Annotated in this window: 20 protein-coding genes; 10 read left to right on the top strand and 10 right to left on the bottom strand. The window is 74.2% G+C overall.

What is annotated here, in order from left to right:
- Positions 1-89: 89 nt before the first annotated feature.
- Positions 90-1,694, top strand: coding sequence for a hypothetical protein (locus tag J3R08_RS05475; RefSeq protein WP_209960245.1), 1,605 nt, complete (start codon positions 90-92; stop codon positions 1,692-1,694).
- A 13-nt stretch (positions 1,695-1,707) separates the two neighbouring features.
- On the opposite strand, the gene J3R08_RS05470 is transcribed toward J3R08_RS05475, so the two are convergent.
- The gene (locus J3R08_RS05470; RefSeq protein WP_209960243.1) at positions 1,708-2,901 is read right to left on the bottom strand and encodes a hypothetical protein; all 1,194 of its coding nucleotides are present in this window, start codon (positions 2,899-2,901) and stop codon (positions 1,708-1,710) included.
- A gap of 114 nt (positions 2,902-3,015) precedes the next feature.
- Between J3R08_RS05470 and J3R08_RS05465 the strand changes: the two genes are divergently transcribed.
- The 6 genes from J3R08_RS05465 to hutH are packed head-to-tail and all read left to right on the top strand — an operon-like array spanning position 3,016 to position 10,817.
- Complete coding sequence (locus J3R08_RS05465; RefSeq protein ID WP_113971894.1) at positions 3,016-3,864, top strand: MurR/RpiR family transcriptional regulator; 849 nt, start codon at positions 3,016-3,018, stop codon at positions 3,862-3,864.
- A 12-nt stretch (positions 3,865-3,876) separates the two neighbouring features.
- Positions 3,877-5,523: a urocanate hydratase gene (gene hutU, locus J3R08_RS05460; protein WP_209960242.1), complete on the top strand. Its 1,647-nt coding sequence runs from the start codon at positions 3,877-3,879 to the stop codon at positions 5,521-5,523.
- 11 nt (positions 5,524-5,534) lie between these two features.
- The gene (locus tag J3R08_RS05455) at positions 5,535-6,755 is read left to right on the top strand and encodes an allantoate amidohydrolase (protein WP_209960240.1); all 1,221 of its coding nucleotides are present in this window, start codon (positions 5,535-5,537) and stop codon (positions 6,753-6,755) included.
- On the top strand, positions 6,752-8,116 hold the full coding sequence (locus J3R08_RS05450; RefSeq protein WP_064447244.1) for a formimidoylglutamate deiminase: 1,365 nt from the start codon (positions 6,752-6,754) through the stop codon (positions 8,114-8,116). The genes J3R08_RS05455 and J3R08_RS05450 overlap by 4 nt, the downstream gene beginning before the upstream one ends.
- The gene (hutI, locus tag J3R08_RS05445) at positions 8,113-9,282 is read left to right on the top strand and encodes an imidazolonepropionase (RefSeq protein ID WP_064446923.1); all 1,170 of its coding nucleotides are present in this window, start codon (positions 8,113-8,115) and stop codon (positions 9,280-9,282) included. The genes J3R08_RS05450 and hutI overlap by 4 nt, the downstream gene beginning before the upstream one ends.
- Positions 9,279-10,817 carry a histidine ammonia-lyase gene (hutH, locus tag J3R08_RS05440; RefSeq protein WP_043326196.1) on the top strand — a complete coding sequence of 513 codons (1,539 nt, stop codon included), beginning with the start codon at positions 9,279-9,281 and terminating at the stop codon, positions 10,815-10,817. Before hutI ends, hutH begins: the two co-directional genes overlap by 4 nt.
- 2 nt (positions 10,818-10,819) lie before the next feature.
- Here hutH and rdgB read toward each other — a convergent pair whose 3' ends face one another.
- The 9 genes from rdgB to J3R08_RS05395 form a co-directional block, all read right to left on the bottom strand.
- Complete coding sequence (gene rdgB / locus J3R08_RS05435; protein ID WP_043326198.1) at positions 10,820-11,437, bottom strand: RdgB/HAM1 family non-canonical purine NTP pyrophosphatase; 618 nt, start codon at positions 11,435-11,437, stop codon at positions 10,820-10,822.
- The gene (rph, locus tag J3R08_RS05430; protein ID WP_043326200.1) at positions 11,434-12,162 is read right to left on the bottom strand and encodes a ribonuclease PH; all 729 of its coding nucleotides are present in this window, start codon (positions 12,160-12,162) and stop codon (positions 11,434-11,436) included. Before rph ends, rdgB begins: the two co-directional genes overlap by 4 nt.
- A 73-nt stretch (positions 12,163-12,235) precedes the next feature.
- Positions 12,236-12,982 (bottom strand): MBL fold metallo-hydrolase, encoded by a 747-nt coding sequence (locus J3R08_RS05425; RefSeq protein WP_043326202.1) that lies wholly within the window; start codon positions 12,980-12,982, stop codon positions 12,236-12,238.
- A gap of 223 nt (positions 12,983-13,205) precedes the next feature.
- Complete coding sequence (locus tag J3R08_RS05420) at positions 13,206-14,171, bottom strand: PLP-dependent cysteine synthase family protein (RefSeq protein WP_069087527.1); 966 nt, start codon at positions 14,169-14,171, stop codon at positions 13,206-13,208.
- Between the two features lie 11 nt (positions 14,172-14,182).
- Positions 14,183-14,521 (bottom strand): MoaD family protein, encoded by a 339-nt coding sequence (locus J3R08_RS05415; protein WP_030501846.1) that lies wholly within the window; start codon positions 14,519-14,521, stop codon positions 14,183-14,185.
- Positions 14,522-14,588: 67 nt separating this feature from the next.
- Positions 14,589-15,077 (bottom strand): Mov34/MPN/PAD-1 family protein, encoded by a 489-nt coding sequence (locus J3R08_RS05410; RefSeq protein ID WP_030501847.1) that lies wholly within the window; start codon positions 15,075-15,077, stop codon positions 14,589-14,591.
- 54 nt (positions 15,078-15,131) lie between these two features.
- Positions 15,132-15,635, bottom strand: coding sequence for a DUF2017 domain-containing protein (locus J3R08_RS05405; protein WP_030501848.1), 504 nt, complete (start codon positions 15,633-15,635; stop codon positions 15,132-15,134).
- Positions 15,632-15,922, bottom strand: coding sequence for an ATP-dependent Clp protease adapter ClpS (gene clpS / locus J3R08_RS05400; protein WP_030501849.1), 291 nt, complete (start codon positions 15,920-15,922; stop codon positions 15,632-15,634). The genes J3R08_RS05405 and clpS overlap by 4 nt, the downstream gene beginning before the upstream one ends.
- A gap of 115 nt (positions 15,923-16,037) precedes the next feature.
- Positions 16,038-17,564: a hypothetical protein gene (locus J3R08_RS05395; protein ID WP_064446922.1), complete on the bottom strand. Its 1,527-nt coding sequence runs from the start codon at positions 17,562-17,564 to the stop codon at positions 16,038-16,040.
- 192 nt (positions 17,565-17,756) lie between these two features.
- Here J3R08_RS05395 and J3R08_RS05390 point away from each other — a divergent pair, with 192 nt between their 5' ends.
- The 3 genes from J3R08_RS05390 to J3R08_RS05380 are packed head-to-tail and all read left to right on the top strand — an operon-like array spanning position 17,757 to position 22,325.
- Positions 17,757-20,429, top strand: a complete 2,673-nt coding sequence (locus J3R08_RS05390; protein ID WP_209960237.1) for a LuxR C-terminal-related transcriptional regulator — start codon at positions 17,757-17,759, stop codon at positions 20,427-20,429.
- Between the two features lie 16 nt (positions 20,430-20,445).
- Positions 20,446-21,732 carry a nicotinate phosphoribosyltransferase gene (locus J3R08_RS05385; protein ID WP_043326210.1) on the top strand — a complete coding sequence of 429 codons (1,287 nt, stop codon included), beginning with the start codon at positions 20,446-20,448 and terminating at the stop codon, positions 21,730-21,732.
- A gap of 11 nt (positions 21,733-21,743) precedes the next feature.
- Entirely contained in the window at positions 21,744-22,325 is a 582-nt protein-coding gene (locus tag J3R08_RS05380) for an isochorismatase family protein (protein WP_043326212.1), read from the top strand.
- Positions 22,326-22,334: the final 9 nt, after the last annotated feature.

Here is a 22,334-nt window from a genome sequence, read left to right as displayed (position 1 = left end):
GCAGTTCCGGGCCTGTCGACGCACCTGAGTGGTGGGTTAGGGTGACGGCCGGTCGGCAGGCGGGGATAGGGATCTACGTGGTGACACGGGTGGAACCAGCCGATGTGGACAGAACCGGCGCGGCGGTGGGCCGACCGCCGGGGCCCCGCCCGATCCTGTGGGACAGCACCGCCGTCCTCGCGCTGCTGTGCCTGCTGCCGATCCTGCACGACGTCAAGACCATGCTCGGCGCGCCGTACTGGCTCGACGAGGCGTGGGTCGCGCTGTCCGTCCGGTTCCCGCTGGGCGACCTGCCGGTCACCACGTCGTCCAGCCCGCTCGGCTGGAGCTTCCTGCTGCGGCTGGTGCCGGACCCGGACGACCTGCGGCTGGTCACCCTGGCGTTCCAGGGGCTCGCGGTCGTGGCGGCGTACGGGCTCGGCAGGTCGCTGCGGTGGTCGACGCCCGGCCGGGGCGTGGTGGCCGGCGCGGCCTGCGCGGCGGCGGTCCTGCTGCTCCCCGCCCAGCAGGTGCGCCACGACCTCAAGCAGTACACCGCCGACGCCGCCGTGGCCGTGGGCGTGCTCGCCCTGGTCGCCTGGGTCGAGCAACGGTGGTCGCGGCGGCGGCTCAACGTGCTGACCGCCGCCGTCGCCGCGGGCATGCTGGTCAGCCACGTCACCGCGATCGTGGCGCCGTGCGCGTTCGGCGGGCTGCTGCTGGTCACCACGGTGCGGCGGCAGTGGCTACGCCTGGTCGAGGTGGCGGTGGCCGGGCTCAACGCCGGGCTGGTCCTCACCGGCGTCTACTTCGGCATCTCGATGCAGGGCCGCAACGTACCCATGCAGCAGTTCTGGGCCGGCAACTTCCCCGGCGTCACCGAGCTGCCCGGCTACCTGGCGCGGCAGGTCGACACGCTGATGCCGGTGGTCGGCGCGCCCGGGCTGGTGGTGGTCGCCCTGCTCGTGGCCGGCACGCTGACGCTCCGCCGGCACGGCCGGCCCGCCGCCGCGGTCGCCGTGATGCTCCTGCCGGTGGTGGCGACGATCGTCGGCGTCGCGAAGGTCTATCCGCTGCTGGAACTGCGTACCTCGCACTTCCTGCTCGTCACCGCCGCCGCGGTGGCCGGGCTCGGGGTCGCCGGGTCGGCGAGCCGCGCGGCCGACCTGGCCTGCCGCCGGCTCCCCCGGGTGCGGCCCGCCGTCCTGGCCGCTGCCGCCTGCGCGGTAGTGCTCGGGGGGTACGCGGCCGGCAACAGCCACTGGTACCGGTTCGACGGGAACGAGCCGGGGCTCTACTACACGGCGATCGCCGTCACCGACGTGCGTTCGGCGACCGAGTACGTGGCCCGGCACCGGCTCCCGAACGACGTCGTGGTCATGAACAACGCGGCCTGGTACGGGTTCGCGTTCTACTCCCGGCACGAGCGGCTGAGACTGGTGGTGCCGCACGGCAACACGGTGGGCTGGTGGGTCGACATGCCCGACCGGCCCGACGTCGTGGTGGTGCCCGGCCACGACACCACTGCGGTGCAGGCCGGTCTCCGGCACGCGGTCGAGCTGGCGGCCGAGCGCGGCGACGGGGCGCGCGTCTGGCTGATCCGCTCGCACGTCGTCGGCGACGAGGTGGACGCCTGGCGGCAGGCGCTCGCCGCCTACCGCGTCGAGCAGGTCACCGGCGGGGTCGAGCCGGTCGCGCGGATCAGCGCCGCATGACGCGGCGCGGCGGTCAGCTGCCGCGCTGCCACAGGTCGCGCAGGGCGTCCCAGTCGCCGTCCACACCGTCCTTGCAGAGCGTCTCGATGTAGAAGGCCCCCTGCATGTCGTCGGGGTCCCACCAGACGCCGCAGATCGCCCGGCCGTCCTCGCCCTCGAAGGCGTACTCGACGTAGCTGCCGGGCTTGCCGGTCACCCCGCCCTTCGTGGTGCTCGCCTCGCGCAGCCCCGGCGCCAGCGAGCCGCCGGCCAGGTTGAGCTGCTGGCGGTACGCCCGCGCGGTGTCCTTCTGCTTTTGTCCCGGGTAGAGCGTGAAGTGCAGCCACGCGCCGCCGTAGTGGCAGAACACGTGCCCCTTCTCGTCCGCCGGCAGCTTCGGGGCGCCCGGCTGGTCGTAGACGGTGCAGCCGCCGATCCGGGTCAGCCAGGGCTCGACCAGCGGGGCCAGCTCACCCTCGAACTTGGCCTTGTTGATGGCGAGCTGCGTGGCCTCGTAGGGCGGCAGCGACGGGCTGGCCGACGGCGTGGGCGTCGCGGCCTCCTTCTCGCGTCCTGCGCCCAGGAAGAACCCGGCGGTGCCGGCGACCAGGGTGAGCACCAGGGCGCCGACGATCGAGATCCAGTCGCGCCGCTTCGGCGCCGGCTGCACCGGGGCGATCCGGCGTCCGCCGGACGGGTCCAGCGGGTCGGTGGCCACCGGCGCCGAGCCGACGGCGGGTGGCGCGGAGACGGCGGACTGCGCGGGGACCCCGGAGGTCGCGGAGACGGCGGCCGGGGACATCGGCGCGCCGGAGATCGGCTGGGCCGCCATCGCCCAGGGCTGCGGAACCCACGGCAACTGGGACGGCGGGGAGACCGGGGCGGCGGCCGGGGGCGGTGGGAGCATCTCGGCCGTCGGGGTGCGCTGGTAGTCCATGCCGAGGCTGCGGAACAGCCGCTCGGCCGCACCTTCCTCTTCGGACGGGTACGCGATCCAGGGCTCGGCGGCGGCGAAGTCGGCGTTGACGTACCGGTGGCCGCCGGAGGTCTGGGCCAGCACGTTCGCCGCGTTGGCGAACGCCTCCCGCCAGCGCTGGTCACCGGCGGCGGCGCCTTCGAGGACGGCGACGGTGACCGGGCGGTCCTGTCCGTCGAGAGCCGCCCACGCCCGGCCGACCTGGCACTCGCCCAACGTCTCGGTGAACCTGTACGGCCCCTCCGGCTGCATGCCCCACTCCTCTGTTCACCCGCCGTGCGGATAGTACAGAGAGCACGCTCATCGGACCTCCCTGCGGTCGCGCGACGCTTGCGCTCTGAAAGTTTTCATGCATAGAGTCGGCTCGTGAATGAAAGCGGTGCGGCCTCCCCTGACCGCCTGCTCGACCTCTTCCACGGCGTACGGCTCACCCCGACGCAGCGCCGCATCGCGCACTGCCTGGTGCGGCACGCGGGCGCGGCGGCGTACCTGTCCGCCGCCGAGGTGGCCGAGCTCGCAGGCGTCAGCCAGCCGTCGGTGACCCGGTTCGCCATGGCGCTCGGCCACGACGGCTACCCCGCGCTGCGCCGCCGCCTGCGCGAGCTGGGCGCGCGCGACGCCGCCGACCAGGACCGCGCCGGGAACGCCCTGCAACGGGCGGTGCGCGCCGAACGGGACAACCTCGACCGGCTCGCCGCGCAGCTCGCCGACGCCGACCGGGTCGCCGAGGTGGGCCGCCTGCTCGCCGCCAGCCGCCCGCTGCCGGTGCTCGGGCTGCGGGCCGCCGCGCCGCTGGCCGCCTACTTCGCCTACTTCGCGGCGAAGGTGCACCCGGACGTACGGGTGTTCGACGACGGCGGCAGCATGCTCGTGGACCGCCTGGACCAGGCGGTGGCGGCCGGCGCGACGGCGATGCTCGCGTTCGTGCTGCCCCGCTACCCCCGGGAGACCCTGGAGGCGCTGCGCGAGGCCCGGGACGCCGGCCTGACCGTCGTGGCGATCACCGACTCGCCGGTCAGCCCAGCCACCGAGCACGCCCAGGTGGTGCTGCCCGCCGCCGTCGGCGCCGACCTCGTCTTCGACCTGCACACCGCACCGATGACCCTGGCCATGGTGGTGCTCCAGGCGATCTGCGACGCCGCACCGGCCGAGACCCAGGACCGGCTCGAGGCGTTCGAGTCGTCCGCCGCCCGCCGCCAGTTGTTCCTCGGCTGAGAGGAGTACGAGATGCACCAGCCCGTCCGCGCCGCCCGCGGCGTCACCCGCACCGCGAAGGGGTGGCCGCAGGAGGCCGCCCTGCGGATGCTGATGAACAATCTCGACCCGGAGGTGGCCGAGCGCCCCGACGACCTGGTGGTCTACGGCGGCACCGGCAAGGCGGCCCGGGACTGGCCGTCGTACCACGCGCTCGTGCGCACGCTCACCGAGCTGCGCGACGACGAGACGATGCTGGTGCAGTCCGGCCGGCCGGTCGGTGTGATGCGGACCCACGAGTGGGCGCCGCGCGTGCTGCTGGCCAACTCCAACCTGGTCGGCGACTGGGCCACCTGGCCGGAGTTCCGCCGCCTGGAGTCGCTGGGCCTGACCATGTACGGGCAGATGACCGCCGGTTCGTGGATCTACATCGGCACCCAGGGCATCCTCCAGGGCACGTACGAGACGTTCGCCGCCGTCGCCGCCAAGCGCTTCGGGGGCACGCTCGCCGGCACGCTGACGCTCACCGCCGGCTGCGGCGGGATGGGCGGGGCGCAGCCGCTCGCCGTCACCATGAACGGCGGCGCCTGCCTGATCGTGGACGTGGACCGGTCGCGGCTGGACCGCCGGGTGCACGACCGCTACCTCGACGAGGTGGCCGACTCGCTGGACGACGCCATCGAGCGGGCGCTCGCGGCCAGGCGGGACCGGCGGGCGCTCAGCGTCGGCGTGGTCGGCAACGCCGCCACCGTCTTTCCCGAGCTGCTGCGCCGGGGCGTAGCCATCGACATCGTGACCGACCAGACCAGCGCGCACGACCCGCTGTCGTACGTGCCGGAGGGCGTGGACCCGGGCGACGCGCGGGACTACGCGGCGGCCAAGCCGGCCGAGTTCACCGACCGGGCCCGCGCGTCGATGGCGAAGCACGTGGAGGCGATGGTCGGCTTCCTGGACGCGGGCGCGGAGGTCTTCGACTACGGCAACTCGATCCGGGGCGAGGCCAAGCTCGGCGGATACGAGCGGGCGTTCGACTTCCCCGGGTTCGTGCCCGCGTACATCAGGCCGTTGTTCTGCGAGGGCAAGGGCCCGTTCCGCTGGGCCGCGCTCTCCGGCGACCCGAAGGACATCGCCGCCACCGACCGGGCGATCCTCGACCTGTTCCCGGAGAACGAGTCCCTCGCCCGGTGGATCCGGATGGCCGGCGAGCGGGTCGCGTTCCAGGGTCTGCCGGCGCGGATCTGCTGGCTCGGCTACGGCGAGCGGGACCGGGCCGGGGTGCGGTTCAACGAGATGGTCGCGTCCGGCGAGCTGAGCGCGCCGGTGGTGATCGGCCGGGACCACCTGGACTGCGGCAGCGTGGCCAGCCCCTACCGGGAGACCGAGGCGATGGCCGACGGCTCCGACGCGATCGCAGACTGGCCGCTGCTGAACGCGCTCGTGAACACCGCCAGCGGCGCGTCCTGGGTGTCGATCCACCACGGCGGCGGCGTCGGCATCGGCCGGTCCATCCACGCCGGGCAGGTCTGCGTGGCCGACGGCAGCGAGCTGGCCGGCCAGAAGATCGAGCGGGTGCTGACGAACGACCCGGCGATGGGCGTCATCCGGCACGTCGACGCCGGCTACGACGACGCCCGCGCGGTGGCCGAGCGCACCGGTGTCCGCGTCCCGATGGCCGAGTAAGGAAGGGCCCCTTGTTAACGCATTCTGCATGGGAAGGGTCCCTTCCTAACCGGTTCCGGGAGCTGTGGGACGAGATCGCGCCGATCGGGCGCGACGAGGGCAGCGGCGGCTACCTGCGCTACGCGCTGACCGAAGCGGAGCTGCGGCTGCGGGAGTGGTTCCACAACCAGGCCGACGCCCGCGGGATGCCGGTTCAGCAGGACGGCAACGGCAACCTGTTCGCCTGGTGGGGCGACCTGGAGGCCGGCGACGCGGTGCTCACCGGCAGCCACTTCGACTCGGTGCCGCACGGCGGCGCGTACGACGGTCCGCTCGGCATCGTCAGCGCGTTCCTCGCCGTGGACGAGCTGCGGGCCGCGGGCATCACCCCGGAACGGCCGGTGGTGGTGGCCGCGTTCGTGGAGGAGGAGGGCGCGCGGTTCGGCGTACCCTGCCTGGGGTCGAGGCTGCTCACCGGCGAGATCGACGTCGACCGCGCGGCCGGGCTGCGCGACCAGGCCGGGACGACCTTCGCGCAGGCGCTCGGCGAGCGGCCGGCGGGCGCCGACCCGGCGCTGCTCGGCCGCTTCGCGGCCTTCGTGGAGCTGCACGTCGAGCAGGGCCGCGCGCTGGTCGACCAGGACGCGCCGGTCGCGGTGGCCTCCGCGATCTGGCCGCACGGCCGGTGGCGGTTCGACTTCACCGGCGAGGGCAACCACGCGGGTACGACAGCGATGGCCGACCGCCGCGATCCCATGCTCACCTACGCGTTCACCGTGCTGGCCGCGAACAAGGAGGCCCGGCTGCGCGACGCGCACGCCACAGTGGGCCGGGTGTCGGTCGAGCCGAACGCCACGAACGCGATCCCGTCCCGGGTCACCGGCTGGCTGGACGCGCGGGCGGCCGAGGCGGAGACGCTGTACGGTCTGGTCGAGGCGGTACGCGCCAAGGCCGCCGACCGGGCCGGCCGCGACGGCACCGCGCTGACCTGCACCCAGGAGTCGGCGACCCCGCTCGTCGCGTTCGACCGCGGGCTGGCCGACCGGCTGGTCACGCTGCTCGGCGCGCCGGTGCTGCCCACCGGCGCCGGGCACGACGCGGGGGTGCTGGCGGCGCACCTGCCCACCGCGATGCTGTTCGTGCGCAACCCGACCGGGGTGTCGCACTCCCCCGCCGAGGCGGCCACCGACGCCGACTGCGCCGCCGGGGTGACCGCCCTGGCCCGGGTCCTGGAGGAGCTGGCATGCCGCTGACCCGCTGGCTGGCCGAGTACGCCTGGCTGCCCGACCGCGCCGAGCCCACCCGGGACGTGCTGATCGAGGCGACCGACGGGCGGCTCACCGCTGTCACCCCGCTGACCGGGGACGGTCCGCCGACCGCCGGGGTGGAGGTGCTCGGCGACGCGGTACGGCTGCCCGGGCTGACGGTGCCCGGCCTGGCGAACGCGCACTCGCACGCGTTCCACCGGGCGCTGCGCGGGCGCACCCACGACGGGCGCGGCGACTTCTGGTCCTGGCGCAGCCTGATGTACGCGATCGCGACCCGGCTCGACCCGGACACCTACCTGGCGCTGGCCCGCGCCGTGTACGCGGAGATGGCGCTGTCCGGGATCACCTGCGTGGGCGAGTTCCACTATCTGCACCACGGTCCCGGCGGCACCCCGTACGACGACCCGAACGCGATGTCCGCCGCGCTGGTGGAGGCCGCCGCGCACGCCGGGATCCGAATCACGCTGCTGGACACCGCGTACCTGGCCGGGGGCGTGGACGGCGCGCCGCTGACCGGGCCGCAACGCCGGTTCGGTGACGGCGACGCGCTGCGCTGGGCGGCGCGGGTGGACGCGTTCGGGCCGGCCGACGACCACGTCCGGCTCGGCGCGGCCATCCACTCGGTGCGCGCGGTCCCGGCCGAGCAGCTCGCCACCGTGGCCGGCTGGGCCGACCGCAACGGGCTGCCGCTGCACGTGCACCTGTCCGAGCAGCCGGCCGAGAACGACGCCTGCCGGGCCGTGCACGGCTGCACCCCGACGCGGCTGCTGGCCGACCACGGCGTGCTCGGCCCGCACACCACAGCGGTGCACGCCACCCACCCGACCGCCGCCGACGTGGCGCTGCTCGGCGACAGCCGTACCCGGGTCTGCGTCTGCCCCACCACCGAACGCGACCTGGCCGACGGGGTCGGCCCGGTGCGGCGGATGGCCGACGCGGGCAGCCCGCTGAGCCTGGGCAGCGACAGCAACGCCGTGGTGGACCTGTTCGAGGAGGCCCGCGCGCTGGAGATGGACGAGCGGCTGCGTACCCGACGGCGGGGGCACTTCACGCCGGTCGAGCTGCTCGGCGCCGCCACCGTCGGCGGCCACGCCGCGCTGGGCTGGGGCGACGCCGGCCGGCTCGCCGTCGGGCAGCGGGCCGACCTGGTCACGGTACGGCTGGACAGCGCCCGCACCGCCGGGGTGCCGCCGGCCGGCGCGTTCTTCGCCGCCACCGCCGCCGACGTGACGAGCGTGATCGTGGACGGGAGGCCGGTGGTGGACGGCGGCCGGCACCTGACCGTGGACGTGCCCACCGAGCTGCGGGACGCGATCGCGGCGGTGACCGCGAAGGAGGACTCGTGACGCGCGGCAGCCTGCTCGTCGACCACATCGGCGAGCTGGTCACGAACGACGGCCGCGACGGCGACCCGCTGGGCATCAGGCGCGACGCCGCGCTGCTGGTCGAGGACGGCCAGGTGGCCTGGATCGGGTCGGCCCGCTACGCGCCCGCCGCCGACCGGCGGATCGACGCCGGTGGCGCGGCGGTACTGCCCGGCTTCGTGGACAGCCACGCCCACCTGGTCTTCGCCGGGGACCGGGCCGCCGAGTTCGCCGCCCGGATGGCCGGCGAGCCCTACACCGGCGGCGGCATCCGCACCACAGTCGGCGCCACCCGCGCGGCCTCCGACGGCGACCTGCGCGCCACTGTGGGCCGGCTACGCGCGGAGATGCTGCGGCAGGGCACCACCACCGTCGAGATCAAGAGCGGGTACGGCCTCACCGTCGCCGACGAGGCCCGCTCGCTGCGCATCGCCGCCGAGTTCACCGAGGACACCACGTTCCTCGGCGCGCACGTGGTCCCCGCCGAGTACGCCGACCGCCCGGACGACTACGTCGGCATGGTCTGCGGGCCGATGCTCGCCGCCGCCGCGCCGTACGCCCGCTGGATCGACGTGTTCTGCGAGCGGGGCGCGTTCGACGCCGACCACGCGCGGGCGATCCTCGCCTGCGGGCAGGCCGCCGGTCTGGGCGTACGGCTGCACGCCAACCAGCTCGGCCCCGGGCCGGGCGTACGGCTCGGCGTTGAGCTGGGCGCGGCCAGCGTCGACCACTGCACCCACCTGACCGACGCCGACGTCGACGCGCTGGCCGGCTCGGAGACGGTCGCCACGCTGCTGCCCGGCGCCGAGTTCTCCACCCGGTCGCCGTACCCGGACGCCCGGCGGCTGCTCGACGCGGGCGTGACAGTCGCGCTCGCCACCGACTGCAACCCCGGCTCGTCGTACACGTCGTCGATGCCGTTCTGTGTCGCGCTCGCCGTACGCGAGATGCGGATGACCCCGGCGGAGGCGGTGTGGGCCGCTACCGCCGGTGGGGCGGCGGCGCTGCGCCGCACCGACGTGGGGCGGCTGACCCCCGGGGCGCGGGCCGACCTGATCATCCTCGACGCCCCGTCCCACCTGCACCTGGCCTACCGGCCGGGGGTGCCACTGATCCGCCAGGTTCTGCACAACGGAGTGCCGCGATGACCACAGTGACCATCCTGTCCACCGGGGTCACCCCCGCCGACGTGCTCGCGGTGGCCCGCGGCACCGCCAAGGTCGTGCTCGACCCGGCCGCCACCGAGGCGATGGCGACCTCCCGGTCCATCGTGGACCGGATCGAGGCGGCCGGGCGGCCGGTGTACGGCGTCTCCACCGGGTTCGGCGCGCTCGCCAACACGTTCGTCGCACCGGAGCGCCGGGCCGAGCTGCAGCACGCGCTGATCCGCTCGCACGCCGCCGGGGTGGGCGCGCCGATGCCGCGCGAGGTGGTACGCGCCATGATGCTGCTGCGGGTCCGCTCGCTGGCGCTCGGCCGCTCCGGGGTACGCCCGCTGGTCGCCGAGGCGCTCGTGGACCTGCTCAACCACGACGTCACCCCGTGGGTGCCGGAGCACGGCTCGCTCGGCGCGTCCGGCGACCTGGCGCCGCTGGCGCACTGCGCGCTGGTGCTGCTCGGTGAGGGCTGGGTGCTCGGCCCGTCCGGGGAGCGCGTCCCGGCCGCCGACGCGCTGCACCAGGTCGGGCTGAAGCCGGTGTCGCTGGCCGCCAAGGAGGGGCTGGCGCTGATCAACGGCACCGACGGCATGCTCGGCATGCTGCTGCTGGCCGTCTCCGACGCCCGGCACCTGTTCGCCATGGCGGACGTGACAGCGGCGCTCGCCATCGAGGCGATGCTCGGCTCGGAGCGGCCCTTCCTGCCCGAGCTGCACGCGATCCGCCCGCATCCCGGCCAGGCCGCCTCGGCGGCGAACATCCACCGGCTGCTGCAGGGCTCGGCGGTGATGGACTCGCACCGCGACGACCTGGCGCACGCGGTGCAGGACGCGTACTCCATGCGCTGCGCCCCGCAGGTCGCCGGCGCGGCCCGGGACACGCTCGACTTCGTCGAGGTGGTCGCGGGCCGGGAACTGCTGTCCGTGGTGGACAACCCGGTGGTGCTGCCGGACGGGCGGGTCGAGTCGACCGGCAACTTCCACGGCGCGCCGCTCGGCTTCGCCGCCGACTACCTGGCCATCGCCGCCGCCGAGGTGGGCGCGATCGCCGAACGCCGGGTGGACCGGCTGCTGGACGTCACCCGCTCCCGGGAGCTGCCCGCGTTCCTGTCCCCCGACGCCGGGGTGAACTCCGGGCTGATGATCGCCCAGTACACCGCCGCCGGGATCGTGGCGGAGAACCGCCGGCTCGCCGCGCCCGCCTCGGTCGACTCGCTGCCCACCAGCGGCATGCAGGAGGACCACGTCTCGATGGGCTGGGCGGCCACCAAGAAGCTGCGCACCGTGCTGGACAACCTGACCAGCCTGCTCGCGGTGGAGCTGCTGGCGGCCGTACGCGGGCTCCAGCTCCGCGCCCCGCTGACGCCGTCACCGGCCGGGCAGGCGGCGCTCGACGTGCTCGGCCGCACGATCGGCGAGCCGGGACCGGACGTGTTCCTCGCGCCGCTGATGGAGGCGGCGCGCGACGTGGTACGCGGCCCGGAGCTGCGCGCGGCGATCGAACGGGAGATCGGCCCCCTCGGCTGATCTCAGGTGGCGGGCGGGAGCACCTTCGCGACCAGCTTGGCCAGCTCCCGCAGCGCCTTGCCGCGGTGGCTGACCGCGTCCTTCTCCTCGGGCGTCAGCTCCGCGTTGGTGCGCTCCTGCCCGTCGCCCAGGAAGATCGGGTCGTAGCCGAAGCCGCCCTCGCCGCGCGGCGCGCGCAGCAGCCGGCCGGACTGGCGGCCGTCGACCAGGTGCTCCTTGCCGCCCGGCAGCACCAGCGCGACGGTGCAGACGAACGCCGCGCCCCGGTGCTCGTCCGGCACGTCGCCGACCTGGTCCAGCACGAGCTGAAGGTTGGCGTGGTCGTCGCCGTGCCGGCCGGACCAGCGGGCGCTGAACACACCCGGCATGCCGTTGAGCGCGTCCACCGCCAGCCCCGAGTCGTCGGCGATCGTCGGCAGGCCGGTACGCCGGCAGCCCTCCCGCGCCTTGATCAGCGCGTTCTCGCCGAACGTGAGGCCGGTCTCCGGCAGCTCCGGGTACTCCTCGACGTCGTCGAGGCCGAGCAGCGCGATCCGGTGCGCGCCGAGCGCGCCGTCCAGGATCCGCTGCAGCTCGACGAGCTTCTTCCGGTTCCGGGTGGCCAGCAGGACCTTGTTCATGACGAGAGCGCCTTCCGCTGCGCGTCGGCCAGTTCCAGGCAGCCCGCCACGCCCAGGTCGAGCAGCGCGTCGAGCTGATCGCGGGCGAAGACACCCGCCTCGCCGGTGCCCTGCACCTCGACGAAGTCGCCGGCGCCGGTGCACACCACGTTCATGTCGACCTCGGCGGTGACGTCCTCGGCGTAGCAGAGGTCGAGCATCGGCTCGCCGCCGATCACCCCGACGCTCACCGCCGCCACCGAACGGTGCATCACCTTCTCCACCTTGCCGGCCAGCGCCTTCCGCTCGGCCAGCCAGGTCACCGCGTCGTGCAGCGCGACGTACGCGCCGGTGATCGCCGCGGTCCGGGTGCCGCCGTCGGCCTGGAGCACGTCGCAGTCGAGCACGATCGAGTTCTCGCCGAGCGCCTTGAGGTCCACGCAGGCACGCAGGCTGCGGCCGATCAGACGGGAGATCTCATGGGTACGCCCGCCGACCTTGCCGCGCACGCTCTCCCGGTCCGAGCGCGTGTTGGTGGCCCGGGGCAGCATCGCGTACTCGGCTGTCACCCAGCCCAGCCCGGAACCCTTGCGCCAGCGCGGCACGCCCTCGGTGACGCTCGCCGTACAGAGCACCCGGGTCGCGCCGAACTCGACGAGCACCGAACCCTCCGGGTGGGTGCTCCAGCCCCGGGTCAGGGTCACCGGTCGGAGTTGGTCGGGCTCCCGCCCGTCAGGTCGCGCCATGCCTGCACCCTATGCGGTGCGGTGATCGGATCGTCCGCGGGTGTCCGCCGACACGGCCCGGCCGCCGCCGGGGTCACACGTCGTAGCAGGCGCCGGGCCGCACCACGTCCAGCGGCCCGGCGTACGCCCCGGCCGCCGCCTCCACGGTCTGCGACTCGCTGCCCCAGGCCGGTACGAGATGGGTGAGCAGCAGCCGCCCCACGCCCGCCTTGGTGGCCGCCTCGCCCGCCTCCCGGCCGGTCAGGTGCAGATCCGGCGGGTTCTCCACGCCGTCCATGTAGCTCGCCTCGCAGAGGAACACGTCGGCGTCCTGGGCCAGGCGCAGCAACGCCTCGCAGGGCGCGGTGTCGGCGGAGTAGCAGAACACCCGCCCGCCGTGCTCCAGCCGCACCCCGTACGTCTCGACCGGGTGGTTCATCCGGTCGACGGTGACGCTGAACGGGCCGATCGGGAACGTGCCCGGCTGGAGACCGTAGAACTGGTAGACGTCCTCCACCGAGCCCTCCTCCTGCCCGTACGCGGCGGCGAGCCGGTCGGGCGCGCCGGAGGGGGCGTACATCGGCAGGGGCGGGTACGGACCGTCCGGAGCGTACCGGCGCACCACCACGTAGGACACCGCGTCGAACATGTGGTCGCAGTGCAGGTGGGTGAGGAGGACCGCGTCGGGGGCGTGCAGCCCGACGTAGCGCTGGAGCGTGGACAGGGAACCCACGCCGAAGTCGATCAGGAGCCGGAAGCCCTCGGCTTCCATGAGATAGGCCGAGCAGGGCGATTCGGGGCCCGGGAAGCTGCCCGCGCAGCCGAGGACGGTCAGTCTCATCCGGTGGCCTCGATCTCACCATGAGTAGTCGATGCGCCGGCGGCGACGCCGCCGATGATCTCTACCGACGCGCTCGCCACGCTGCGCAGCCTACGCGCCGCCCCGGTCGGGCAAGAATCATCTGCCGGAAGTTGTCATCAACGTGACACCCATACACGTCCGTCCGGGCAGACGCGGCGGTCCGGCCGGCGGGGACACCACCGGCCGGACCGAACGCGGGCCGTCACGCCCAGAGCTGCCCCTCCAGCGACTCCTCGGCGTCGGCGAGCGTGCCGCCGTACGCGCCGGTCGACAGGTATTTCCAGCCGCCGTCGCAGACCACGAACGCCACGTCGGCGCGGCGGCCGTCGCGGACCGCCTCGTGCGCCACCGCGAGCGCGGCGTGCAGGATGGCGCCGGTGGAGAACCCGGCGAAGATGCCCTCCACCTCGACGAGCTGCCGGGTCCGCAGCACGGCGTCCCGGGTGCCCACGGAGAAACGGCGGGACAGCACACCCGCGTCGTACAGCTCGGGCACGTAGCCCTCGTCGATGTTGCGCAGACCGTAGACCAGCTCGCCGTACCGCGGCTCGGCCGCCACGATCTGGATCCCGTCGACCTTCTCCCGCAGGAAGCGGCCGGTGCCCATGAGCGTGCCGGTGGTGCCCAGCCCGGCCACGAAGTGGGTGATGCCCGGCAGGTCCTGCAGCAGCTCCGGTCCGGTCGTCTCGTAGTGCGCCCGGGCGTTCGCCTCGTTGCCGTACTGGTAGAGCATCACCCAGTCCGGGTGCTCGGCGGAGATCTGCTTCGCGGTCGCGACGGCCTGGTTCGAACCACCGGCGGCCGGCGAGAAGATGATCTCCGCGCCGTACATCCGGAGCAGCTGCACCCGCTCGGTGGAGACGTTCTCCGGCATCACGCAGACCAGCCGGTAGCCCCGCAGCTTCGCCACCATGGCCAGCGAGATGCCGGTGTTGCCGCTGGTCGGCTCCAGGATCGTGTCACCGGGACGGAGCCGGCCGGCCTCCTCGGCCGCGCGCACCATGTACAGCGCCGCGCGGTCCTTGATGCTGCCGGTCGGGTTCCGGTCCTCCAGCTTGGCCCAGAGCCGCACCGGCGGCGCCCCGGCGGGGGCCGTCGGCGAGAGGCGGGGCAACCCGACCAGCGGGGTGCCACCGCACGCGTCGAGCAGGCTGTCGTACCGCGCCATCGCGGGCCCCCTCAGCGGGCGGCGCGCGTGGAGACCGCGTGCGAGGCGATCGCCGCGGCGGCCGCGAAGCCGAACGCGCCACCGGCCACGGCCGGCAGGATGGTCACGCTGTCGCCGTCGTTGAGCTTGGCGTCGAGCGCGCCCAGGAAGCGGACGTCCTCGTCGTTGACGTAGACGTTGACGAACCGGTGCAGCACGCCCGCGTCGGTGACCAGGCGGGCCTTCAGGCCGCCGTGCCGCGAATCCAGGTCGGCGATCAGGTCGGCGAGCGTGTCGCCGCTGCCCTCGACGACCTTCGCGCCGCCGGTGTAGCTGCGCAGGATGGTGGGGATGCGAACCTCGATGGCCATGATGTCTCGTGCTCCTCGTTCGGGATGGTGCCAGGTGACGGGAAAAGGAAGGTGCCGGCGCTGAAGGTCAGCGGTCGGAACACTCGTAGTCGACCGTCGCCGGGCTCTGCCCGAACATGTAGGACTGGACGGCGTTCGGGTCCACGGCGGCATCCACGATCTTCACCGGTTCCTCGGTGATCACGCCGTCGACGATCCGGAAGGAGCGGATCTCCTCGGTGTCGGGCTCGCGGGTCGAGACGAGCAGGTAGTGCGCGCCCGGCTCGCCGGCGAAGGAGACGTCCGTGCGGGACGGGTAGGCCTCGGTCGCGGTGTGCGAGTGGTAGATCACCACCGGCTCCTCGTCGCGGTCGTCCATCTCCCGCCACACCCGCAACTGCTCCATCGAGTCGAACTCGTAGAAGGTCATGGAGCGGGCCGCGTTGTCCATCGGGATGTGCCGGGTCGGGGTGTCGCTGCCGACGGGGCCGGCGACCACGCCGCACGCCTCGTCCGGGTGGTCCCGACGCGCGTGGGCGACGATCGCGTCGATGATCGACCGGTCGATGCTCAGCACGCCACCAGCCTAGCCCCTGGCCGGGCCGGGCGGCGAGGTGGCAACCGTCACCACTCAGTCGATGAGCGCGTTGAGCAGGGACTCCTGCAGATAACCGAGGTAGGCGTAGACCGACAGTTGGAACACCCGGGACGAACCGGGGTCCTCGGCGACCGCGTCGTCGAGCTCCTCACCCAGGTCGGTGCCGTCCTTGATCTCCAGGCGTACGCCCATCGCCAGCCGGGCGTCGTTGAGCGCGCGCAGCCACGCCTCGGCCGCCTCCGCGTCGAGTCGCACCTCGCCGCCGGAGTCGCCGTCGGGCAGGGCGGCGAGGATCGCGCCCGCCTGGTCGATCTTCCCGGTCTTCAGATCGCCCTCGGTGTAGCGGCGGAACTCGGCGGTGCCGGCGTCGTCGTCCGGGTAGACGTCGGGGAAGAGCCGGCCGACCACCGGGTCACCGTGGTCGAAGCCGTCGGTCAGCAGCCCGACCACCTCGGCGGCGACCTTGCGCAGCACCCGGACCTCGTCGACGGCGAACGTCGCCACGTAGTGGTCGCCCCGGCGGCGGAACATGCTCATGACCTCTCCACCGTCGCCCAGAGACCGTACGCGTGCAGCTGCGCCGCGTCGTGCTCCATCCGTTCCCGGGCGCCGGTGGACACCACGGCCTTGCCCTTGTGGTGCACGTCCAGCATGAGCCGCTCCGCCTTCTCCCGGCTGTATCCGAAGAGCTTCTGGAACACCCAGGTCACATACGTCATCAGGTTGACCGGATCGTCCCAGACGATGGTCACCCACGGCCGGTCGGAGACCGGCACCTCTTCGGTGTCCGGCGTCTCGACCGGCGCAACCTGTGGAGCCGCCATGCCCCCCATCGTGCCACCGGATCCGGGGAACCGATGAACCGGAACGCCGCGGCGGCCGTCGTCACCCGCCCGGGCCGCGTACGCGAGCCCGGGTCGCGGTGTGCCCGCGCCGTGGTCAGGCAAGCAGGATGCCGTGGTCGACAGCATCGGCGAGCACCCCGGTCAGCGAGAGACGGATCACCTCGAAGCGGCGGGACACCTCGCGGGACAGTTCGAGTTCGACCTCGCGCAGCGCGCGCTGGGCCCAGGACCGGGCGGCGTTCGGGTCGTTGTTGTCGGTCGCCCGCCAGTGCTGCCAGCAGCCGCCGTTGAGGGCGACGCCCACGGGCGGGAGCATCTCGTCCCGCTGCCCGCCGGGCAGCCCGGCCAGGGCGTCGAGAGCGCCTTCGCCGGTCAGCGCGGCGACCCCGGCCGTGCTGGTGACCAGGAGGACCCGGTCCAGCTCCCGGCCGTCCGGATGGTCGGCCAGGCTACAGCGCACCGCGTGCGCGATCCGCCCGCGTACGCCCTCTGCCAGCGGCGCGCCGAAGACCCGGGCGGCGGCGGCGTCGACGAGACCGCGGACGGCCTCGTCGCACTGCGCGGTGGCGAGCAGCGACAGCGCCTCCAGTTCGCGGTCGAGCATCTGCGGCAGGCCGGCGCAGCCGACCCCGAAGACGATCTCCTGCACCACCCGCAGGTGGATGTTCGCCAACTCCAGGGCGAGGTGCTGACGGATCCGGCGGGCGCAGGCTCGTGACCCCCTGTCGATCCGGTCGGCCAGCTCGCCGGGCTCGACGCCGGCCAGCACCGGCACCCGGCCGTGCGCGCCGGGCGGCACCGGCGGGCTTGCGCTGCCGCGGCGCAGTCCCTCGTCGGCGGCCCAGCCGACCAGGGCACGCCGCAGGTGCGGCAGCTCGGCCCGGCGGGCCGGGAACCACCGGGCCGGGGTGAGCGCCGGCACCGCGGCCAGCAGCGCCGCGCGGTGCGCCTCGATGGAGACCGACACCGGGTCGAGCCGGCGGGCGGACGGACCGGTGGCCTCCGCCGCCGGGCCGTCGGCCGACGCGGTCCAGCCGGTCGTGCCGGGGGTGACGGCGAAGAACACCTCGACCCGGGCGCGCGCCATCTCGGCGAGCAGGTGCAGCTCGGCCGCGCTGAACGCCTGGTCGGCGGAGATCACGAAGAGCAGCGCGCCGGCCCGGCCGACGGCGTCGCGCAGCACCCGGCCGCCGGCCACGCCGAGCGTGCCGGTGTCCGGCGTGTCGACCACGGCGAAGTGCCGCAGCAGCGGGTCGGGCAGGCTCAGCTCGACCCGGCGTGGCGGCCGGGCCAGCGCCGGGCCGGTCGCCATCGGGTCGGCGCCGTAGGCGTGCGGCTGGCGGTAGCCCGGGACGTACGCGGCGCGGGTCGCCTTCTCGGCGTGCTGGACCAGCAGGTTGCTTCCCGCGGGCACGGCGAGCGTCGCGGAGTCGATCCCGAGCAGGCCGGCGATCACCTCGCGCCGGCCGGCGCCGGCCGGGCCGGCGACGACCACGGCCATCGGATCGTCCGGTCCGGGCGTGGCCGCCCCGAGCCGGGTCGGCAGCGGGGCGCACCCGGGCGGGCCGGCCTGACGGCGCGGGTCGGGCACGTCGACCGAGGGGAGTGGACCCGGCGTCATCAGGTGGCCTCCCGGTCAGGCGACCGGGGTGCCGGTCGCGGCTTTTCCCTGGTTGCAGGGGCTGTCGGAAGAGTACGGCTGTCGGCCATCCGACAACGAACACCTCCGATACTCATGGGTAACGGCCAGATTACTCAACTTCACTGCGTAACGGCCCGCACGCGGACGGAGCACGGTCGATATGCTGCTCCGATGAGTAGGTGGGAGTTCGTCGGCCGTAGGGATGAACTCAACCGTCTGTTGTCGACGATCGGCCGACCCGGAGGGCGCGGGTTGCTCTTCAGCGGCGACGCCGGGGTCGGCAAGAGCCGGCTGCTGCGCGAGGGCGTCTCCGAGCTCTCCCCCGAGCGGTACTCGATCTGGTCCATCGCGGCCAGCGCCACCACCGCCGCGCTCCCCTTCGGCGGGCTCGTCCAGGTGCTGCCCGCCACCCAGCCGCAGGGGCTCTCCCCCGCCGGAATCCTGCGCTGGGCCGTCGACGTGCTGCAGGAACAGGCCGCCGGCCGGCCCATCGTCCTCGCCATCGACGACGCGCACCTGCTCGACCCACCCTCGGCCGCGCTTGTGCACCTGGTCGCCCGCTCCGAGAACGCCACAGTCATCGGGACGCTGCGCAACGGCGAGCAGATCCCGCTGCCGATCCGCGCGCTCTGGACCGACGACCTGGTCGAACTGGTCGAACTGGGCCCGCTCGGCCGCAGCGAGACCACCGGTCTGCTCGCCGCCATCCTGGGTGGACCGGTCGACGCCGGCTCCTCCGACCGGCTCTTCCAGCTCTGCGCCGGCAACCCGCTGCTGCTGCGCGAGCTGGTCCTGGCCGCCGACGACGAGCTGCGCCGCACGTACGGGATCTGGACCTGGACCGGGCGGCTGGAGCTGGCGCCCAGCCTCACCGACCTGATCGACACCCGGATCGGGCAGCTCACCCCCGGCGTCCGGGCGGTGGTCGAGCTGGTCGCCTTCGGCGAGCCGCTGGGCCTGCAACTGCTGGAACGGGCGGTCGACCCGGCGGACGTGGAGACGGCCGAGGAGCGCGGGCTCATCACCCTGATCCACGACGACCGGCGGCTCAACGTCCGCCTGGCGCACCCGCTCTACGGCGAGGTGATGCGCCGGCACTGCCCGGTCAGCCGCACCCGCCGGCTCCAGGCCACCCTCGCCGGGCTGCTGGAGCAGGTCGGCACACGCCGCCGCGACGACCTGCTGCGGGTCGCGGTGTGGCGGCTCGACTCGGGCACGGCGCAGGACGTCGCCCTGCTGCTCGACGCGGCGGTCCAGGCGTTCGGCCGGTACGACGTGCCGCTGGCCACCCGGCTGGCCCGCGCCGCGCTGGAGGCCGGCGGCGGCACCGACGCGGCCGAACTGCTGGCCACCATCCTGATGTTCGGCGACCGGCCGGACGAGGCGATCAGCGTGCTCGACCAGGTCGCCGGGGAGATCCACGACGACCGCCGGCGCAGCCGGTGGCTGACGGTCCGGGGCATGGTCAGCTACTGGGGACTCAACCGGGAGTCCACGGTGGAGGAGATCGCCGCGCGCGGCGAGGAGCTGCGCGACCCCGCCGACCGGACTCGCGTACGCGCGTTCGAGGCCATCATGCGACTGCACCGGCTCGACGTCGACGTCGCGGTACGGCTGGCCCAGGAGGTGCTCGACCGCCCGGCCGCCCCGATGGCCGCCCGGGAGCTGGCCCGCTGCACGCTGGCCCACCTCCAGGCCGCGCAGGGGCAGTATCAGCGCAGCGCCACCGCGATCGCCCGGGTCCAGGCCGAGGCGGCGTGCTGGCGGGCCGACATGCCCTACCTCCAGCTCGCCATGGAGCTGGCCCGGGGCACCCGGCTGACGCTCTCCGGCGACCTGCCCGGCATCGACGCGATAGTCGCCGACGAGTTCGCCGACCTGGCCGGGGCCGGTGACTTCCGGCTCGGCACCGGCTACCTGGCCATCCTCCAGGCGTACGCGGCGCGGCTGCGCGGGCGCGGCGACGAGGCGCTGCGGACCAGCCTGGAGGCGTGCGCGGTGCTCGCCACCAGCCGCGTGTACGCCGGGCTGGCGCACGCCGAGCGCGCCCAGGCCGCCGCGCTGCGCGGGGACGTGACGCACGCGGCCGACGCGATGGCCGAGGCGGACCGGACGCACGCACCCGGCATGGCCGTGCTCTATCCCTGGCTGGAGCAGGCCCGGGGCGCGGTCCAGGCCGCGACGGGTGACCTGCCGGCGGCCACCAAGCACCTGTGCGCGCTCGCCGACCGGCTGCGCGAGGACGGCCTGGCCGGGCACGAGCTGCTCGTCCTGCTCGACCTGGTCCGGTTCGACCAGGCCGCCGCGCCGGTCGGCCCGACCTGCACCGACGGCGGCCGGCGCACCGTGGCGCAACGCCTGGCCGAGCTCTCCGAGAAGGTCGACGGCGTGCTGCCGCCGCTCGTCGCCCGGTTCGGCCGGGCCGCCGCCGACGGCGCCCCGGACGCCCTGCTGGCCGTCGCCGACGGTTTCGCCGACCGCGAGCTGACCGTGTACGCCGCCGAGGCGACCGCCATGGCGCTGCACCGGACGCGGAACGCCCGCGCCGGCGCCACCGGGCCGGTCCGGGAACGCCTCGCCGACCTGCTGCGCCGCTGCGACGAGATCTCCACCCCGGCGCTGCGGCGGCTCCGCCCGACGCTCAGCGACCGGGAGTGGGAGGTCGCCCGCCTGGCCGCCGACGGGGTGACCAGCCGGGCCATCGCGGAGCGGCTGTTCCTGTCCACGCGAACGGTGGAGAACCACCTCCAGCGCGTCTACAGCAAGCTCGGCGTCGCCGGGCGCGGCGAGTTGCGGGCCGCGCTGCGGTCGATGCCGGGGCACGACGGCACGGAGCCGGACTGAACTCTAGGCTGGAGCGGTGAGCACCCTTCGCCCCGCGCTGCTGACCGACCACTACGAGCTGACCATGGTCAGCGCCGCGCTGCGTGACGGCACGGCCGACCGGAGCTGCGTCTTCGAGGTGTTCAGCCGGCGGCTGCCGGCCGGGCGCCGGTACGGGGTGGTCGCCGGCACCGGCCGGTTGATCGAGATGATCCGCGACTTCCGGTTCGACCCGGCCGAGATCGACTTCCTGCGCCGTACCGGTGTGGTGGACGACCGGGCCGCGCAGTGGCTGGCCGACTACCGCTTCACCGGCGACATCGACGGCTACGCCGAGGGCGAGCTGTTCTTCCCCGGCTCCCCGATCCTCACCGTGTCCGGCACGTTCGCCGAGTGCGTGGTGCTGGAGACGCTCGTGCTGTCGGTGCTCAACCACGACTGCGCGGTCGCCGCCGCCGCGGCCCGGATGGTCACCGCCGCACGGGGGCGGGCGCTGATCGAGATGGGCTCCCGCCGCGCGCACGAGGAGGCTGCCGTCGCCGCGGCGCGGGCCGCGTACCTGGCCGGCTTCCGGTTCACCTCCAACCTGGCCGCCGGGCAGCGCTACGGCATCCCCACCGCGGGCACCGCCGCGCACGCCTTCACGCTGCTGCACGACGACGAGCGGGCCGCGTTCGCGTCCCAGGTCGCCACGCTGGGCAAGGACACCACGCTGCTGGTCGACACGTACGACATCGCCCAGGGCATCCGCAACGCGATCGCGGTGGCCGGGCCGGAGCTGCGGGCGGTCCGGATCGACTCCGGCGACCTCGCGGTGATCGCCCAGCAGTCCCGCGAGCTGCTCGACTCGCTCGGCGCCACCGAGACGAAGATCATCGTCTCCGGTGACCTCGACGAGTACGCCATCGCCGCGCTCGCCGCCGAACCGGTGGACATGTACGGCGCCGGCACCGCAGTGGTGACCGGCTCCGGCGCGCCCACCGCCGGACTGGTCTACAAGCTGGTCGAGGTGGAGGGGCGGCCGGTGGTCAAACGCTCCGAGCACAAGGCCACCATCGGCGGCCGGAAGGTCGCGGTCCGCCGGCACAAGCCGACCGGGACCGCCACCGAGGAGGTCATCGTCCCGCAGGGCGTGCCGGACCGGCAGCCCAACGACCGGTTGCTCCAGCGCTCGTACGTGGTGTCGGGCGAGCCGGAGACACTGCCCACGCTGGAGGAGTCGCGGGACCACCTGCGTCAGTGCCTGATCTCCATCCCGTGGGAGGGGCTCAAGCTCTCCGCCGGCGACCCGGCCGTCCCCGTCACCGTCGTACCCGCGAGCTGAGGAGGAACCCGATGGCGAACGCCCTGATCATCGTGGACGTGCAGAACGACTTCTGCGAGGGCGGCTCCCTCGCGGTCGGCGGCGGGGCGGGAGTGGCCGCCGGGATCTCCCGGCTGCTCGCCGCCGAGCCGGACCGGTGGGACCACGTGGTCGCGACGAAGGACTACCACATCGACCCGGGCGCGCACTTCGGCGACCCGCCGGACTACGTCGACTCCTGGCCCCGGCACTGCGTGGTCGGCACCTCCGGCTCCGAGTTCCACCCCGAGCTGGCGACCGACCGGGTGGAGGCGATCTTCCACAAGGGCGAGCACGCGGCCGCGTACTCCGGTTTCGAAGGCCATGCGCCCGACGGCGAGTGCCTGGCCGACTGGCTGCGCCGGCACGACGTGGACCGGGTCGACGTGGTCGGCATCGCCACCGACCACTGCGTGCGCGCGACCGCGCTGGACGCCGCCCGGGAGGGTTTCCGGACCACTGTGCTGCTCGACCTGACCGCCGCCGTCGCGCCGGACACGCTCGACGTGGCGCTGCGGGCCCTCGACGGCGCCGGGGTGACAATGGTGGGCGAGCCTGTGATCGCCACCGCTTGACCCGGTAAT

It is taken from the genome of Micromonospora sp. HB375, from assembly GCF_017872985.1.
GTDB classification, from domain to species: Bacteria; Actinomycetota; Actinomycetes; order Mycobacteriales; family Micromonosporaceae; genus Micromonospora; species Micromonospora chalcea.
This window is presented reverse-complemented; position numbering and strand designations above follow the sequence as displayed.

Bases quoted from the DNA above. Each gene is read 5' to 3' on its own strand.
- J3R08_RS05470 (WP_209960243.1), bottom strand. From the start codon at position 2,901: ATGCAGCCGGAGGGGCCGTACAGGTTCACCGAGACGTTGGGCGAGTGC.
- hutU (WP_209960242.1), top strand. From the start codon at position 3,877: ATGCACCAGCCCGTCCGCGCCGCCCGCGGCGTCACCCGCACCGCGAAG.
- J3R08_RS05390 (WP_209960237.1), top strand. From the start codon at position 17,757: ATGAGTAGGTGGGAGTTCGTCGGCCGTAGGGATGAACTCAACCGTCTG.
- hutH (WP_043326196.1), top strand. From the start codon at position 9,279: ATGACCACAGTGACCATCCTGTCCACCGGGGTCACCCCCGCCGACGTG.
- clpS (WP_030501849.1), bottom strand. From the start codon at position 15,922: ATGGCGGCTCCACAGGTTGCGCCGGTCGAGACGCCGGACACCGAAGAG.
- rdgB (WP_043326198.1), bottom strand. From the start codon at position 11,437: ATGAACAAGGTCCTGCTGGCCACCCGGAACCGGAAGAAGCTCGTCGAG.
- J3R08_RS05380 (WP_043326212.1), top strand. From the start codon at position 21,744: ATGGCGAACGCCCTGATCATCGTGGACGTGCAGAACGACTTCTGCGAG.
- J3R08_RS05425 (WP_043326202.1), bottom strand. From the start codon at position 12,982: ATGAGACTGACCGTCCTCGGCTGCGCGGGCAGCTTCCCGGGCCCCGAA.
- J3R08_RS05420 (WP_069087527.1), bottom strand. From the start codon at position 14,171: ATGGCGCGGTACGACAGCCTGCTCGACGCGTGCGGTGGCACCCCGCTG.
- J3R08_RS05395 (WP_064446922.1), bottom strand. From the start codon at position 17,564: ATGACGCCGGGTCCACTCCCCTCGGTCGACGTGCCCGACCCGCGCCGT.
- rph (WP_043326200.1), bottom strand. From the start codon at position 12,162: ATGGCGCGACCTGACGGGCGGGAGCCCGACCAACTCCGACCGGTGACC.
- J3R08_RS05415 (WP_030501846.1), bottom strand. From the start codon at position 14,521: ATGGCCATCGAGGTTCGCATCCCCACCATCCTGCGCAGCTACACCGGC.
- J3R08_RS05405 (WP_030501848.1), bottom strand. From the start codon at position 15,635: ATGAGCATGTTCCGCCGCCGGGGCGACCACTACGTGGCGACGTTCGCC.